This is a genomic window from Fibrella musci, from assembly GCF_041321105.1.
Classification (GTDB): Bacteria; Bacteroidota; Bacteroidia; order Cytophagales; family Spirosomataceae; genus Fibrella; species Fibrella musci.
This window is the reverse complement of record NZ_JBGGWD010000009.1, coordinates 210968-227481: the sequence shown is the minus strand read 5'-3', so window position 1 is coordinate 227481 and position 16514 is coordinate 210968. Positions and strand designations below refer to the sequence as shown.

Genomic DNA, 16514 nt, shown 5'->3' with positions numbered 1-16514 from the left:
AGTTGGCTGACGCATATTCTGTTTGCGTCAGCCAACTTCGAACCTTGGACTTTAGACTTTAAACGCTATTTTTTCGTACCTTTGCGGCCTGTTTATTTAATCGTGCCGGCGATCCGGTCATTTACAACGGAGTTTCAATCATGCCAAAGCAAAAAACCAACTCGGCAGCCAAGAAGCGTTTCAAGCTGACGGGCACCGGGAAAATCAAGCGGAAGCACGCCTTCCACTCACACATTCTGACTAAGAAAACGACGAAGCAGAAACGTAACCTCGCGCACTCATCAACGGTGCACGTGAGCAACGAGCCGCGGATCAAAGCCCTGCTGGGTCTGTCGTAGTCATCCTTTTTTGGTTAATTCTTTCACCCGACAAAAAGGCTTAAAAGAGGAATGAACAATGCACGATGACCAATGGACAATGGATGATGGCGATACAAATGCCATTGTACATCGTACATTATTCATTGTACATTACTCGTCCCGCCTTCGTCAAAAAAGCACAATACAATGCGTTCAGTTAATCACGTAGCCTCACGGGCACGTCGCAAGAAAATTTTAAAACTGGCCAAAGGGTTCTATGGCCGTCGTAAGAACGTTTGGACAGTGGCGAAGAACGCCGTTGAAAAAGCGTTAGGGTATGCATACCGTGACCGCAAGGCCAAGAAGCGCGATTTCCGTGCTCTGTGGATTCAGCGGATCAACGCAGGTGCTCGCCAGCATGGCATGTCGTACTCGGCATTCATGGGCGCCCTGCACAAATCAGGTATCGAATTGAACCGGAAAGTACTGGCCGATCTGGCTATGAACCACCCCGAAGCCTTCAAAGCCGTGGTGGATCAGATTAAATAAACAGACTCCCTTTTGTGAAAACGCCCCGGCTACATCAGTCGGGGCGTTTTTTTGTTTAGCAGAAAAAGGCCCCTGTAGTGCTGTAATCGATATGTATTTTGTTCTTCGAAAACAATTATCTTACTTGGTACACATTCACTCAAATTAGTAACCATGTTTAGGGTATTGCGGAAGCCAATTCTGTTTCTCCTCTTTGCAGCTATAGGAGTAGGTTTATCCCATACAGCCTTCTCAACTTGCTCTAACCCTGTTGCGCTTCAGGAATCGCGCCAAACATTCAACAGTATCTGGCTTAGTTTTCCGGCAGTGTCTGGTGCTACTGGTTATCAACTTGACTGGAAAGTTGCTACCGCCAGTACTTGGACATCCGTTTCACTGGTCACGACTGCTTCTAATCTCGTTGAGTACAACCTGGCGGCATTAACCTACCAGGCAACCTATCAGTGGCGGGTGCGAACTGTATGCACCGAAGGCATGTCAGCTTATTCTGTCACGCGCACGTTTACAGTATCGTGTCCTGTTCCCGATTCACTTCAACAGGCTGTGTCTCCGACAGCGGCCCAATTTTACTGGTCGGCACCGTCAGGGCTAAATCAATTTAGCTTGAACTGGCGACCTGTCGGTACGCCTACTTGGAGTACTGTGGCTGATATTGCCTCTTCGCCTTTCTCACTAACCGGCCTGACTCCGAATACAGGCTATGAGTGGCAACTGGTGAGTCAGTGTGCTGACGGAACAGTGTCTAGCGCTACAGTAGTCCGTTCATTCACCACATCTTGTTCTGTGCCGACCGAGTTGAGCGTTAGCTACGCAACGGCTTCTGCTGCCTCTGTGTATTGGCGACAGTTTTTAGGAATCAATATTCAGTTTCAGGCGCGTTATCGTCCAGTGGGGTCAACCCAGAACTGGATAGAAACAATAATTACCCCAAACTCATCTATAAATTTCACCGGCCTAGTAAACGGAACCACTTATGAGTGGGGCGTTCAGACGCTGTGCAGTGGAGTACCGTCGGGCTATATAAACGGACCACCCTTTACAACGGGATGTTACACACCCAAGCATGTAAATGTGCCTCAGATTACGGCCACCTCTGCAATTTTTACATGGGGCAACTATGGGAGTGGCGTGCAGTACGAATTGCAGTGGCGACTATCAGGACAAACCACTTGGCCGAATAGCAAACTAGTAGCAGGTTCTACGTATACACTCACTGGTCTGACACAAGGGACATCGTATGACTATCGGTTACGAATGGTTTGTGAAGATGGGAGCAACTCAGCTTTTACCACCACAAACAGCTTTCAGACGCAGAGCGCAGGCGGTAACTGCACTAATATTGACTCGTATTGGGAAATCGACCAGACTGGGACGGCTGTAGTTCTGGCATTTGGGGTCTCAGGAGCAACTTCAGCGAATGTGCGATGGCGAGAAGTCGGGAATCCGGCCTGGAATTCGTTGACTGTTGTTACGCCTTACACAACAAACGGAACGGAAACGGCTTTTGCCTCACTAACAGGTCTGACGGTAGGTGCTGCCTACGAATGGCAGGTTCAGGCAGTTTGTTCGCAAACGGCCACTTCCTCTTACACGCCAATTCGCTCATTTACTGCTTCGTGCGAAGCAGTAAACTATCAATATGAACAAGCAGTTTCGCTTAGTCAGGTTGGGCTGTGGTGGAGAGCAATTGGCGGTATCGCTTACCGGGTGCAATGGCGACCCTACAATACAACCCCTGTTGCCTGGACAACCATCAGCGTGGACGCGATCGAGGCTACAGGTATGAATTCCGTCGTACTGTCTAACCTGCAATCAGGTACACGTTACGAGTGGCGGATTCAAACGCTTTGTTCTGTTACGAATGCGTCTATTTACACGTCGCCGCGCTCCTTCTCCACGGCTTGTGCTTCTCCCAATTTCGTTTCAAAACTCTCTGTAACATCAGGGGCTGCTAAAATTGGATGGGATATGCCTATTGGTTGGGTGGCACCTTCTATCCCTCAATTTCGCGTTCGGTGGCGCCCTTCGGCGGGTGGTGACTGGACAGTGAGTACGTTGGTTAGCGGATTTGACTATGTCATACAGCCATTGTTGAATACAGGCTACGATGTTCAGGTTCAACAGGTTTGTAACGGACAGCCCGGTGACCCGACAAGTACCATTCTACTGCCTTACTGTTGGGCACCCGGCCCCGGCTACCCATACGGCAATATACCGTCTCCGCAAAGCAGCGCTATCAGTGCCAATACCGCCAGTTTGAGCTGGTATGAATTTGGCCTAGGGGCGCGTTATGAGGTGCAATGGCGCGTTCAGGGCGCTACTGCATGGCCTAACAGCACGACATCTGCTGTTGGCGTGTTATCACTCACAGGCTTAACGCCGAGCACTGCATATGAGTGGCGCGTCCGAACCTTATGCATAGACAATGGTGTATCTGACTTTACAACTACCTACAACTTCACGACAACTGCCTGCACAATCCTTCGAACCGTGAAGAACGGCGCATGGCTTGACCCCAGCGTGTGGTCCTGTAACCGAGTTCCTACCAGTACAGATTCAGTTGAAATCGCACATCGCTTGACCGTTGAGGGAACCCAAAATGCAGTTGCCAAGCAAATTCAATACAAAAATGAGGGTAAGGTGAGCGTGAGCCTCGGGTCTAAGCTCCAACTTAGCCAATAATGTTAAGATAGAAGAAGCTTCGCTACGTCTCCACCACCTTCGTTTTCAGACCTACGCGGGGTCCTTCGGCGGGTCTGCCAAGCAGGTAGACGTCGATCTCGGTATCGCCCACGCGGAATACCTGCCGGTTGGTGAGGTATTTCTCCAGCGCTTCTTTCAGTTGCTGAAACTGCTGGGCATGCGCTTTTTCGTCGTCGCCAAACCAGTCTTCAACCGTCGTAACGGGGGCCCAGAAGTCGGCCTCGGGCATCTCTTCCACATAGACGGATGGGGATAGCATAAGCCAGTCTTTGATATGGCTGGCCGTGAGCGGCTCGGCCATTTTCAGGTACGTATCGACGACTTCAATGGGCTCGTCGGATTCGCTTGGATAGAGCAGGTCGGTCAGGAGGGGCGTTACCTGCGTAGCGAAATCGGAGGCCGGTTTTTGGTCGTTGGGTATGTTACTATCGGCTGGTTGGTTCGTCATAGCAGTTGGTTAAACAGTAAGAATTAAAAAAGGTTGGGTACGTTAGGGCTGGCTTGATACCGCCCGAAACTTCTCTACATTTATCCGCTTAACCAAACCGAACGAACACATAATCCTTACTATCTCATGTTTGAAACCCTAATGAACCTGGTACAGCAGAACGCCGGCTCTGCGATCGTGAATAACCCCGCCATCCCGAATCAGCACAACAACACAGCCATGGAAACGGTGGTGCAAAGTATGCTGGGCGGCCTCACGCAACAGGCGCAGGGCGGTGGCCTGGGCAACCTGCTCGGCATGGTCGTGAATGGCGGCGGCAACATTCAGGACAACCCCGTCACCCACGGCGTACAGGAAAACGTACAGCAGGGCCTGATGGAAAAGCTGGGCATTTCGCCGCAGGTGGCTATGTCGATTGCCGGGGCACTGGTGCCGGTTGTGTTGAGCAAACTGATGAACAAAGCCGCTGACCCTAACGACAGCAGCGTAGATGGCAACACCATTCTGGGAGCCGCAACGGGTCAGCAGGGTACCGACTGGATGGGCATGGCTTCATCGGCTATGGCCGACGGCAAACTGGATATGAACGACCTGATGCGCGTAGCCGGTAGCCAAATGGGCGGTGGCGGCGGCCTCGGCGGCATGCTGGGCGGTCTCTTTGGCGGCAAATAAGCCATTCAGAAACATTACGGAAACGCCGGAGGAAACCCCTCCGGCGTTTTTTGTTGTAGGGTTGTCAGTACCACCTGCCAACTCGTGCATTGACTGGCCCACTAAGGCAAAAAACGCTGCCAATCTGGCATAAAAAAAGGCAAACAAACGAGCTGGCATTTGGCTTGATAGAGAGTGTGCAGACTGTCGAACTAAACGCTTGCAGGAATGATTCGGGTGTTGGTGTCGTCAGCAGACTGAACCTGTTCAACCCGAACGACAATACATTATGGGAAAGATTATTGGCATTGACTTAGGCACAACCAACTCGTGCGTGGCCGTTATGGAAGGTAACGAGCCGGTGGTAATTCCGAACAGCGAAGGCCGTCGCACAACGCCCTCAGTGGTGGCGTTTATGGACAACGGCAACGGCGAACGGAAAGTGGGCGATCCCGCCAAACGCCAGGCCATCACGAACCCGCAGAACACGATCTACTCGATCAAGCGGTTCATGGGTAAACGGTATAACGAAGTACAAAACGAGCTCGGTCAGATCTCGTACAACGTGGAGCGCGGTCCTAACGACACGCCCCGTGTAAAGATCGGTGACCGGCAATACACGCCTCAGGAGCTTTCAGCGCTGATTCTGCAAAAAATGAAGCAGACGGCCGAAGATTATCTGGGCCAAACTGTAACGGAAGCCGTTATCACGGTGCCCGCTTATTTTAACGACGCCGAACGGCAGGCCACTAAAGAGGCGGGCCAGATTGCCGGTCTCGATGTAAAACGGATTATCAACGAACCCACCGCTGCGGCGTTGGCCTACGGTCTCGACAAGACCGATAAGGACATGAAGATCGCCGTATTTGACCTGGGTGGCGGTACGTTCGATATCTCGATTCTGGAATTGGGTGATGGCGTATTCGAAGTAAAATCGACCGACGGTGACACGCACTTGGGTGGTGACGACTTTGATCAGGTAATCATCAACTGGTTGGCGCAGGAGTTCCTGAACGACGAGCGCATCGACTTGCGGAAAGATCCGATGGCACTCCAGCGCCTGAAAGAAGCCGCCGAAAAAGCAAAGATCGAGCTATCGAGCTCATCGTCGACGGAAATCAACCTGCCGTACATCATGCCGGTCGATGGTATTCCGAAGCACTTGGTTCGGACGCTGACCCGCGCGAAGTTTGAGCAACTGGCCGATTCGCTGATTCAGCGGAGCCTGGAGCCTTGCCGCCGTGCGCTGAAAAACTCAGGCCTGAGCGCCAGCCAGATCGACGAAGTGATCCTGGTGGGTGGTTCAACGCGGATTCCGAAAGTACAGGAAGAAGTAGAGAAACTCTTCGGCAAGAAACCGTCGAAAGCCGTTAACCCCGATGAAGCCGTAGCTATTGGCGCTGCTATTCAGGGTGGTGTCTTGACGGGTGAGGTGAAAGACGTGTTGCTGCTCGACGTGATTCCCCTGTCGCTGGGTATCGAAACGATGGGCGGCGTATTCACCAAAATGGTGGAATCGAACACGACGATCCCGAGCAAGAAAACGGAAACGTTCTCGACGGCATCCGATAACCAGCCAAGTGTAGAAATCAACGTGTTGCAGGGCGAGCGGCCGATGGCTGGTCAGAACCGCCAGTTGGGCCGGTTTATCCTGAGCGACATCCCGCCCGCACCGCGTGGTGTGCCCCAAATTGAGGTGACCTTCGACGTAGATGCCAACGGTATCCTCAACGTAACGGCCCGCGACAAAGGCACGGGTAAAGAGCAGAAAATTCGGATCGAAGCATCGAGCGGTTTGACCGACGCCGAGATCAACCGGATGCGTGAAGAGGCGAAAGCCAACGAAGCCGCCGATAAACTCGAGAAAGAGAAAATTGAGAAGGTCAACCAAGCCGACTCGATGATCTTCCAGACCGAGAAGCAACTGAAAGACTACGGCGACAAACTGTCGGCCGGTAATAAGCAGGCGATCGAAGACGCTCTTGCGCAGCTTCGCACCGCCCATGGTACCCGCGACGTAGCCGCTATTGAAACGGCACTCGCCAGCCTGACGACGGCCTGGAACAACGCCTCGCAGGAGATTTACGCCGCCACGCAGGGACAGCCCGACGGCGCCAACCCGATGGATGGTTTCGCCGGTGGTCAGCCGGGTGGTGGCCAGCCCAATGGCAACGGCCAACCCACCGACAGTGACGTGTCAGACGTGCCGTACGAAGAAGTGAAGTAAATACGAACGTATAAACCTATAAGGGCTGGGCGCCCCCGTTTAAAACCTTATAGGTTTAACAAAAAGCCCCTGCTGGTAACGGCAGGGGCTTTTTGCGTATTGACAAACGTACCCAGGCCACTAGCTGAGCTTCAGGCAGTAGGCATAATCGCCGGGTTTCTGAGTAGGCAGGCTAACGGTCAGGGCGTCAGCAGACTGGGCGAAACGCAACGGCTCGGTATGACCCAGCAGTTCCACGCGGGTGTAGGCGGGCGACTGAGCAGCGGCGGTTCCCAGGCTTTTGATACGTACCTGACCATCAGCGGGCCAGCCCATCACGATGGCGTAGAGCGTGTTTCCTTTGCGGGTGAAGCGAATGTCTTCGGCCCCGAACGGCTTGCCCTTGCCTTCGTTGAATCCCTGCGCACTCAGCGGAGCCGCTGACTCTATGGCTGGACCTTCGCCGAATACTCGCCAGGGGCGCGTACCGAAAATAGCCTCCTTGTTGATCGCCATCCAGCGGGCAATCCCCTCCACGATTGCCGTCTCTTTTTCGTCGATGCTGCCATCGGCGCGCACGGGTACGCTCAGCAGCAGGTTGCCGTTTTTGCTGACAACGTCGGCCAGTGTATGAACGACCGTCTGCGCCGATTTGTAACGGTTGTTGTCATACACGCGCCGGTCGTAGTGCCAGCTGCCGATGCAGGTGTCGGTCTGCCAGACAAACGGCTCAATCTGGTTCGACTGGCCCCGCTCAATGTCCCAAACCATGCATTTCTGCTGTTCGGGGGTTAGAATCTTGCCGTTGAGCACTGCTTCCAACTTGCCGCCGTGGCGTTTCATATTGCTATTGTAGAGGTGCGCGGCAATCCGCAAACCGGCGTCGCTGATGGGCCAGAGCGGGAGCGCCGTATCGTCGAAATAGACCACATCCGGACTGTATTTATTGATCAGGTCGACGGTGCGATTGTAGAATTTCTCGCAGTAGGCGGCCGGGGGTACGTTGGCACCGTTGCCCCATTCCCACTGCCGATGGATCGAACTGGTTTTCAAGCTATTTTCGCTCAGGGGGTGGTTTTGTGCGTACAGTTCCTGCGGGTCGTAGCCTTCCCACCAAGTGCCTTTACCATCGGCTTTCGTGAGCTTGCCGTCGTAGGGAACACCTGCCAGCGGGCCTTCCTTATCAGCGCGTTGGGCAGTTTCGTACCAGGTCCAGGCGTGGGCGGCGTGAACACTCACGCCAAACCGGAGGCCGTCTTGGCGGGCTGCCTTCGCCCAGCCACCGATGATGTCTTTCTTGGGGCCCAGGCGAGTGGCGTTCCATGTGTGGTACTTACTGTTGTAATTGTCGAAGTTATCGTGGTGGTTGGCCATCGCCATAAAATACTGGGCGCCAGCTCGTTTGTATAATGACAGCAACTGGTCGGGGTTCCAGTTTTCGGCTTTCCACTGGTGGATCACGTCCTTGAAGCCAGCTTTCGAGGGGTGGCCGTATTTTTCAACGTGGAATTTGTAATCATTACCACCTTCGTCATACATGTTGCGCGCATACCAGTCGCCATGTTCGGGCTGGCACTGCGCGCCCCAGTGAGCCCAGATGCCGAATTTGGCGTCGCGGTACCAGTCGGGTACGGAATATTGCTGTAGAGATTCCCAGGTTGGCTTGAATTTGCCCGTAGCCATGGGCTCGCCGCTCAGTTGGGGGCGGTAGGGGGCAGCCCAGCCCGGCAGGCGTGAAAGGGGGAGTGTGGCAGCCAGACCGGCTACGGTTTTCAGCAGCAATCGTCGATTCATGGTTGAGTACGCGAAGGAAGTATAACCCTCAAAAGGTCCTCAACCGGGCTATCTAACGCCTTTATCCCGAAATAACGGTGCCCAGCAGCTTGGCAATCTCCACGTCGACGCGCTTGAAGTGCATGTAATCGGCCATAAGCTGATCCGATTCGGCGGGGTCGGTGACGGTACGGATGCGTTGTAGCAGATCGTGCATGCGCTCTTCGGCCAGCAGCTTTTTCAGCCGCAGAATGTTGCCAAAGGCCGCCTCGGCCAGTACGCCCGTGTCTTCTTCCGAGGGTACAAAAATCTGGTGCTTCTCCTCCCAGTTTTCGCTGATTTCGTAGCGTAGCGTGGTCATGTTGATGGCCTCGTATTGCAGACTGTTGCGTTGCTCCAGCGGCAAATCGCCGAGGTGTGGCCGACCCGTTTGCAGAAAATCGTCGGCTGTCAGGATATCGCCCTGACTGAACGCCTGCCGGAAGATATTCAGAATCAGGTCGTAAGGCGTGTGCTGGAAGTCGATGTCGTTCAGCTCACTAAGCATGTAATGGCAAAGCGAAATGCCCGGCTCCAGTTCGCGGGTGCCGTAGTTCATCAACAGCCGAATGCACTCTTCTTCCTGATAGGCGAGGGGCGGACGTGTACCCGCCCCGGTTTGTTGGTTGAGGGTAGTGGGGCCGGTGGAAGGGGCTTCGGCGGGCGGCGCAATGCCGGCTTCGTCGAGCAGATCGTTGAAAAAATCGTCGGGCGGGAGGTCGGGAACGTACCCACTCGACTCTGGACCCGATGGGCGAGGGCGGTTGCCAGGCTCTCTGCTCTGGCGGGCATCTCGTTCCTGTTGCCGTTCATAATCCTTGATCTGCGTTTCCCGCTGTTTCCGAATCAAGCGGTTGCTTTCCGAAATCAGCGTCTGTTCATCGACCTTCAATTGCTGGGCGGTACTCTGGAAAAACACCTGCCGTTTGATAGGGTCGGGAATGCGTGAAATGCTGCCGACGATCTCCGTAATGACTTCGGCCCGTTTGAACGGATCGGCCCCGGCGTCGCGCAGCAGGGCCGCCGTTTTGAAGGCGATAAAATTCTGGGTGTTGCCCTTCAGGTACGTTCGGAACGCCTCGGCCCCCACCTTGCGGACGTAGCTGTCGGGGTCGTCGTTGTCGGGGAAAGTAGCCACGCTCACGTTCAGGCCTTCTTCGAGCACCATATCGAGCCCGCGCAGGGCGGCTTTGACCCCGGCGGCGTCGCCGTCATAGAGGATGGTTACGTTCTGCGTAAACCGGCTGATGAGCCGTATCTGCTCGATCGTTAGCGACGTACCCGACGAGGCCACCACGTTCTTGATGCCCGCCTGATGCAGCGAAATCACGTCGGTGTAGCCTTCGGTGAGGTAGCAGATGTCTTCCTGCCGAATGCTTTGCTTGGCCTGAAAAATGCCGTACAGGACCTGACTCTTGTGGTAGACATCCGTCTCCGGCGAGTTGAGGTACTTGGGCGCTTTGGGATCGGCTTTCAGAATCCGCGCCCCGAAGGCAATCACCCGCCCCGACACGTTGTGAATCGGAAACATGACCCGCCCGCGGAACCGGTCGAATACTTTTTTGGAATCCTCCCGCGTGACGGTCAGGCCGGCTTTCGAGAGCACCTCAGGATTGTAACCCTTGGCCTGCGCGTCGGTGAGCAGGGCGTCCCAACTGTCGGGGCTGTAGCCGAGGTCGAAGGCGGCAATGGTGGGGTCCGAAAAGCCCCGTTCGCGGAAGTAACTCAGGCCAATGCCGCGTCCTTCGTCGGTTTTGAGCAGGTGATCCTGGAAAAACGTCTTGGCGTAATTGAGGGCGATGTACAGGCTTTCGCGCTCGGTTTGGCGGTTTTGCTCTTCGGGCGTAACCTCCTGTTCCTCAATCTCGATGTTGTACTTCTTGGCCAGGTACCGCAGCGCTTCACCGTAGCCCAGGTTCTCCACGTCCATGACAAACCGGACGGGGTCACCGGCTTTGCCGCAGCCGAAACACTTGTAAATCTGTCGCGCCGGGTTGACGTTGAAGGAAGGCGTTTTCTCATTGTGGAACGGGCAGCAGGCAATGTAATTGCTACCGCGCCGCTTCAACGACACAAACTCGCCCACTACCTCCACAATATCGGCCGCCTGCCGAATCCGCTCAACTGTTTCCTCCGGGATACGCATAGAACAAAGATAAGGCGATGCGCACGTTCAGCCGGCGTATAAAGCTAACAGGATTGTAGCGTTGGCTTAGGCAAAAGCCGTTGCAAAACGATATAGTATTGGTTATGATTGCGAAGCGTAGGACTGGCAAAGGTCCATGAACAGTACGTCGAGGTACACTCAATGATAATTTAGTTGGCGGTAATTCTTATTCTTGTTGACAAACGTGGCTGTGGCGCGGCACCGTTCCGCTGATACACCAAATTTGACGTAATGCCTCTATCTGGGAAAATCGACCAATGGGCTTTATCTATCACTCATTCAAGTTTGCTCAAGGTTTACCAACCTTTAAGAGTATCAAGCAGCAGTTTGAGCGACAAACAGGACTAACGCTTGACCTAAAAGCGATTGTCCATCTGCCTGTTTTGTGCTCTTTAGAGGAAGTTAATCTTGTCCTCGGCCGCGATGCCGACAAGGTTACTCAATTGAGTCAAGAACTAAACGTCTTTCTTCAACAGCACAAATACCAAGAGGCGGCTCTTTTGCGGAACGAGCAGCTTCAACGGCTTCAACATTTAACACATGTCAGGGAGCTACAATTCGACATCGTCAAATTTTATACTGTGCCGATAGGCATTCATGACAACACCTTGAGCTTTACATCAACAACGACAAATGAGTATGGCATCGATTCATTGAGAAGCACACTGTTCGTGTTAGGTGGGCGTGGCGAAACAGGTGGTTCCGACCAAGATTATGACCCTGCTTGGCGTAAGCTGAAGCGGTGGGAAGAGTACCGATGGTATAACCGGCCACGAAAATAAGTAGCGTTGCAGGTGGCGATGAATGGACCGCAGGGGTTACTTGCCGAAAGAGTGTTAGAGTATCAAACCAGACGAGAATGTAGAGGAAACTGCTTCTGTATACTTGCTTGCCATACTTGATTGCCGCTCTATCACTAGAAGCCAAAAAAGAAAGCGTATTCGTGGATCGCGTCCGACAGGCCCAACTTCCGCCGACAGTACGTACTTGTATCAACGCCAACCAACCGCTGACAAACCTAACTTGCAGTCACAACTACGTGATCAATGAGCGTTTCTTTCAAACACCAGTTAGGCCAATTACTGCATGATACCCCTGAGTATCATCATCTGCATGGCTGCCTGGAGTTTAAAATCAATCAGGCTGTTGTGCCTTATATGGGGTATTTCGGCGTTTCTGATGTTTGCCTTAATATTTGGCTAGCTGAACTTTCAAAACTCATACTAGCCTATCGTCAGGGCGAGGATACCTACACCATTGATGAATGTGAGCAAGGCCAACCAGCGGTTCAGTTTGATTTCCAAGATGGAGTCGGCTACCTTTCTATTGTGGAGTCCATTACCGAAGCTGAAGGCGACGAGGACTGGCAGCGCATTGAGTTCAAGATGGCCGATCTAGTGGCCGCTTACAATCAATTGAAAACAGCCTTCTTATCTGATATAGCTCACACGGCGCCTCATCGAGTTGTATACTGGCAGCAGATACTCGAAGCTTAATTTTAGCTCCGCTACTCGGCATTTTCGGGCGACAGGAATCATCCTACATACACGCCCATCCTGCGCCCAACACGGCTGAGGGTGAAAAGGTTAGCCGGGTTAGGGCTTCACTTGCGCAGGTAGCGGCAAAATCATTAGCGCTCAGGGGCGTTGGGTGAACCAGCCAAAATTTGAGTGCAAGGTGTGTCACCGGCAACAGATGGCAGGCCACAGCAGTTAGGCTTTTTGGCACGTTGGGCGGGTTTTGTTCGGCAGACCATGTTTGAGGATTAACAACTTGTTTATCAAAAGATTAGTGATGGGAGCTTGGGGACACGGATACTTTGAAGATGATTCAGCACTGGATTTTATGGCAGATATTGAGGATGCTAAAAATCCTAAAAAGCTGATTAAGAATGCGTTTGAGAATGCCGTTAAAGCAGATTATTTGGAAGCTGACGAAGGCAATGCCGTTATAGTCGCTGCCGCTTATGTGGACAGACAACTAAATGGAACCATGTTTTCTAAGGTTAACCAAGATGAGCCTTTAGCTGTCGATACCTTCCCAGAACGCCATTCAAACGTAGACTTCTCTGACTTAAAGGAGAAGGCAGTTAAAGCATTAAATCGAGTTTTAGATGACGATTCGGAATTGAATGAATTGTGGGCAGAGAATGAGTCCGAATATCCTGCTTGGCGGCAGAGTATTGAAGACCTAATTGAGCGATTAAACTAGAAGTAAAGCCAAGTCGAGTTTTCTACGCGCAGGGCCGATTCCCTATGACGGTGAGCACATCCCAAAGGCGAGTTTGCAGCCTAATCTGACGAATGTGTAAAGATTCAGTGTTTTGTGTTCAGTGAAGTTGTCTCCTCTTCATCAACACTTATGGGCGCTGGGTGTGCCAGAACAGCGACAGCAATGCAGTAGCACCCAGCGTCAGCATAGAGCCACGCTTTTGAGCATGAACATTGCCAACTGACGTACCTGAACTTCCTGTGAAAAATAAGACCCATAAGGTTTTTGAAACCTTATGGGTCTATCCGTTCCAAAATCCGCTATTTCGCCTTGCCCGTATCGCCAACGAAGCGTTCGAAAAACTCGTAGATGCGCAGTAGCCGGTCGATGCGCTGCCGGACGTTGCCCGAGCGGCTCAGTTCGTGCGTGCCACCCGGCATCCGGACGTATTCGACGGGGCGGTTCAGGATTTTCAGGCTTTTGTATAGCATCTCCGACTGGATAACGCCCGTGCGCAGGTCGTTCTCGCCGTGTTTGATCAGCAGGGGTGTCTTGATGTTTTGTACGAACGAATACGGCGAATTGGCATCGAGCACAGCCTGTGCGCCCGGCTCCCATGGCAGACCGAAGTAGTTGGGTACCAGCGCCCAGGCGTTGCCTTCTCCCATGAAGGTAGTCAGGTCATAGACGCCCCGTTGCGCAAACGCGGCCTTGAACCGATTGTCGTGCGCCACGATCCAGGCCGTGAGGTAGCCCGCATAGGACCCGCCCGTGATCACCTGCCGCGACGTATCGACCCAGCTTTCGCGGGCGGCGGCGGTGGCAGCGGCCAGCACATCTTCGGCCGGGCCCGTACCCCAATCGCGGTAGTTGGCCCGCTGAAACGCCTGTCCGTATCCACCCGACCCACGCGGGTTGGCGTAGACGATGCCGTAGCCCTGCGCGCAGAGGTACTGAAACTCATGCCACGTCGATTGCTCGCCCGGCCCCCACATGGCCGTTGGGCCGCCATGCATGTTTAGGATGAGCGGGTACGTTCGGCCTGAGGGAGCTTGCCCCGCACCGGCAGGGTAGTTGGCCGGTTTCATGATCCAGTAGTCGACTGCCTGCCCTTTCGAGTTGGTGTAGACGTGCTTTTCGGGGCGGCTGAGCGTTTTGCCCGCCAGCCAGTCGGCGTTGGGCGCGTTGAGCAGGGCCGGGGTCGTGAAGTCGGACGTGGCGGTGTAGAGGGCGGCCGGGTCGTCGATGCTCGTTTGACTGTAAACCAGGTGGCCGTTGGCGATGTCGAAGCTGGTCAGGCCCAGCTCGAACGGACTAAGCCGCTCGGTGACACCCTCCCGATTGAGGCGGTAAATGGGGAAACCACCATCCGACGGGGCGGTGAAATACAGTGTGGTATAAGTCCATGTAGCGTTGGCCTTGCGTTTAGCGGTGCTGGGGCCAGGTACGTTGGTCCAGCGCAGGTTGCCTGCCGCCCGGTCGAAGACGATTTCTTTGGCATTACTGATCGAGGTATCGTTCAGGTCGGCTAGCATCAGCGGCGCAAAACCCACGCCGCGCGAGTTGCCGCCGAGGTACGCCAGCCGTTTGCCATCGGGCGAGGGAGTAGGGTTCGCAAACGATTTACCCGCTTCGCTCACCACGGGCGTTATCGTGGCCGACCCGTCGGTAGCAATAGCTACAATGGCGTTGTCGACTTCGCGGTCGGGGTGCTGGGCCGGGTTGCGGTCGGTAACGGCCAGCACCACCTGTCCGTTGGGGTGCCAGACCGCTGCCTGATACGACGCAAACCCGCGCGTGATGGCTTTGGGCGTCGGCATGGGGCCATCGGTTCGGAAATCGACCACGTAGAGGTGCTGGAAACTCATCATCGGCTCGGTGGTCGACTCGCCCTGGAAGTTAAGCCGGTTGATCACCTTTGCCTTTTTGTCGTCGACATCTTTGGCCAGGTACGCCCGTACCTCCGGCAGCGAGCCGTCGGGGTTAGGTTTGACCGTTTCTTTGGGGTTGGGTACGTACCCGGCGAGCCCTGGTTTTTCGAGCGACCACTGCGGTCCCTGCCGCGTCGGGTTCAGCAGTGTGTCGGTTTGTAATTCGGTAAAGGATGCCGTGCTCGAAAACAGAATGCGTTTGCCATCGGGCGATACCTGCGGGTTGCTGGCGCCGTAGGGCAGGTTGGTAAGCTGGTAGGCCTCACCGCCGCCGAGGGACATCACAAAAAGCTGGGCCTTGCCCTTCACGGCCCGCGAAAACACTACCGCCTGCCCGTCGGGCGACCACACGGGTTGCCGGGCGCTCTCGGTGCCGCGCGTCAGGGCCTTGGGTACGTTGCCGGGCGTAGTGCTGGTCAGGTAGATATGCGTGCGATAGTCGTATTCAAACGGCTGGTCAGCGGCTTCGATGCTGGTCAGGGTATAGAGCGCCTGTGTGCCGTTAGGCGACAGCCGGATCTCGCCGATCTGTTTAATGCGGGTAAGATCGGTTACGAGGATTTTGCTTGTTTGGGCGGAAGTAGTGGCAACGGGTGGAGTTTGGGCAGTGGCGAAGTAGGCCCAAAACAATAGGAGCGATGCAAGTCGAATCATACCTGCAAGATGCGAAAAGACCTGAATACTTACGTTCATGGGTTTGACCAGTATAGAGGTAGGTTTACTGACAAACCTTGCAGAACTCTGCCCAGAATGTATATATTTCCGTGTCCTTAATCTACAAACACTATGGCATCTTTTCTATCATTTTTGCTGGGGGGGGTGGTTTTGCTGGGATCAAACGCGCTTGGTCAGCCCCGATTTGGCATCAGATTTGGAATGCAGCAAAGCCGAGTTACATATCCCATTATTGAGAATAATACCTCGTTTAACTCGATCTACCGGTTCCAGGGTGGTGTGCTGGCTGACGTGCCGATAGGGCAGTTGGTGAGTATCCAACCTACACTAATGGCGAGTTTTAAAGGAGTCTATTTCAAAGGAGAAGTAGTCAACGGGAATACGGGTGTGGTCATCGGCAGCAACGAGAGCAAATTTCGGCCTTTATATCTGGAATTATCGGCACCGGTAGTCTATCGATTCGAATTCGCTAAGAATCGGCAAGTTTTTGTCGGGGCGGGGCCGTATGGAGCGGTTGGAATTATGGGAGATATACAGCGGTATGTCCTGTATCAGTCATATGATATTGACATTAAGTGGGTTAACAACGGCGCTAACCAGGGAGGGGCTAATCAGTATAACCGTTTCGACTACGGGTATACACTTATAGCAGGCCTCGAACTGAACCATTATCTAATTACCGCAAACTTCACAGAAGGGCTTATCAAGCCCACCAATTTTTTCTCCGCACAGACTCAACGAAACCAGACAACGGGCTTAACTGTCGGTTTTATATTGGGCGCCAAAAGAACCCCCCAAACCCTTTATTACGAGAAATAACCGCACTAACTGATTGTTCAACTGCCAAGATGACTTGTGATCA

Annotated in this window: 13 protein-coding genes; 9 read left to right on the top strand and 4 right to left on the bottom strand. The window is 53.7% G+C overall.

What is annotated here, in order from left to right; genetic code table 11:
* Positions 1-140 precede the first annotated feature (140 nt).
* The 3 genes from rpmI to ACAW74_RS26670 all read left to right on the top strand — a co-directional run bounded on the left by rpmI (position 141) and on the right by ACAW74_RS26670 (position 3530).
* Positions 141-338 carry a 50S ribosomal protein L35 gene (rpmI, locus tag ACAW74_RS26680; RefSeq protein ID WP_041259314.1) on the top strand — a complete coding sequence of 66 codons (198 nt, stop codon included), beginning with the start codon at positions 141-143 and terminating at the stop codon, positions 336-338.
* 168 nt (positions 339-506) lie between these two features.
* A complete protein-coding gene (gene rplT, locus ACAW74_RS26675; RefSeq protein WP_041258284.1) occupies positions 507-848 on the top strand; it encodes a 50S ribosomal protein L20 in 342 nt (113 codons plus the stop codon).
* A 153-nt stretch (positions 849-1001) separates the two neighbouring features.
* Positions 1002-3530: a fibronectin type III domain-containing protein gene (locus tag ACAW74_RS26670; protein ID WP_370701316.1), complete on the top strand. Its 2529-nt coding sequence runs from the start codon at positions 1002-1004 to the stop codon at positions 3528-3530.
* Between the two features lie 22 nt (positions 3531-3552).
* Here the strand turns inward: ACAW74_RS26670 and ACAW74_RS26665 are convergent, their stop codons facing one another.
* Complete coding sequence (locus tag ACAW74_RS26665) at positions 3553-3999, bottom strand: nuclease A inhibitor family protein (protein WP_370701315.1); 447 nt, start codon at positions 3997-3999, stop codon at positions 3553-3555.
* Between the two features lie 126 nt (positions 4000-4125).
* Between ACAW74_RS26665 and ACAW74_RS26660 the strand changes: the two genes are divergently transcribed.
* Entirely contained in the window at positions 4126-4671 is a 546-nt protein-coding gene (locus ACAW74_RS26660) for a hypothetical protein (RefSeq protein WP_370701314.1), read from the top strand.
* 268 nt (positions 4672-4939) lie between these two features.
* On the top strand, positions 4940-6877 hold the full coding sequence (gene dnaK, locus ACAW74_RS26655) for a molecular chaperone DnaK (RefSeq protein WP_370701313.1): 1938 nt from the start codon (positions 4940-4942) through the stop codon (positions 6875-6877).
* 120 nt (positions 6878-6997) lie between these two features.
* On the opposite strand, the gene ACAW74_RS26650 is transcribed toward dnaK, so the two are convergent.
* Positions 6998-8650 (bottom strand): alpha-L-fucosidase, encoded by a 1653-nt coding sequence (locus tag ACAW74_RS26650; protein WP_370701312.1) that lies wholly within the window; start codon positions 8648-8650, stop codon positions 6998-7000.
* 61 nt (positions 8651-8711) lie between these two features.
* Positions 8712-10814, bottom strand: a complete 2103-nt coding sequence (dnaG, locus tag ACAW74_RS26645; protein WP_370701311.1) for a DNA primase — start codon at positions 10812-10814, stop codon at positions 8712-8714.
* 278 nt (positions 10815-11092) lie between these two features.
* On the opposite strand from dnaG, the gene ACAW74_RS26640 reads away from it, so the two are divergent.
* From ACAW74_RS26640 to ACAW74_RS26630, 3 genes are all read left to right on the top strand, one after another.
* The gene (locus tag ACAW74_RS26640) at positions 11093-11617 is read left to right on the top strand and encodes a hypothetical protein (RefSeq protein WP_370701310.1); all 525 of its coding nucleotides are present in this window, start codon (positions 11093-11095) and stop codon (positions 11615-11617) included.
* Positions 11618-11881: 264 nt separating this feature from the next.
* A complete protein-coding gene (locus ACAW74_RS26635) occupies positions 11882-12331 on the top strand; it encodes a hypothetical protein (RefSeq protein ID WP_370701309.1) in 450 nt (149 codons plus the stop codon).
* Between the two features lie 277 nt (positions 12332-12608).
* Positions 12609-13046, top strand: a complete 438-nt coding sequence (locus ACAW74_RS26630; RefSeq protein ID WP_370701308.1) for a DUF4259 domain-containing protein — start codon at positions 12609-12611, stop codon at positions 13044-13046.
* Positions 13047-13366: 320 nt separating this feature from the next.
* On the opposite strand, the gene ACAW74_RS26625 is transcribed toward ACAW74_RS26630, so the two are convergent.
* Positions 13367-15631, bottom strand: a complete 2265-nt coding sequence (locus ACAW74_RS26625) for a S9 family peptidase (RefSeq protein WP_370701307.1) — start codon at positions 15629-15631, stop codon at positions 13367-13369.
* A gap of 132 nt (positions 15632-15763) precedes the next feature.
* On the opposite strand from ACAW74_RS26625, the gene ACAW74_RS26620 reads away from it, so the two are divergent.
* A complete protein-coding gene (locus ACAW74_RS26620; RefSeq protein WP_370701306.1) occupies positions 15764-16471 on the top strand; it encodes a porin family protein in 708 nt (235 codons plus the stop codon).
* The last annotated feature ends 43 nt before the right edge of the window (positions 16472-16514 follow it).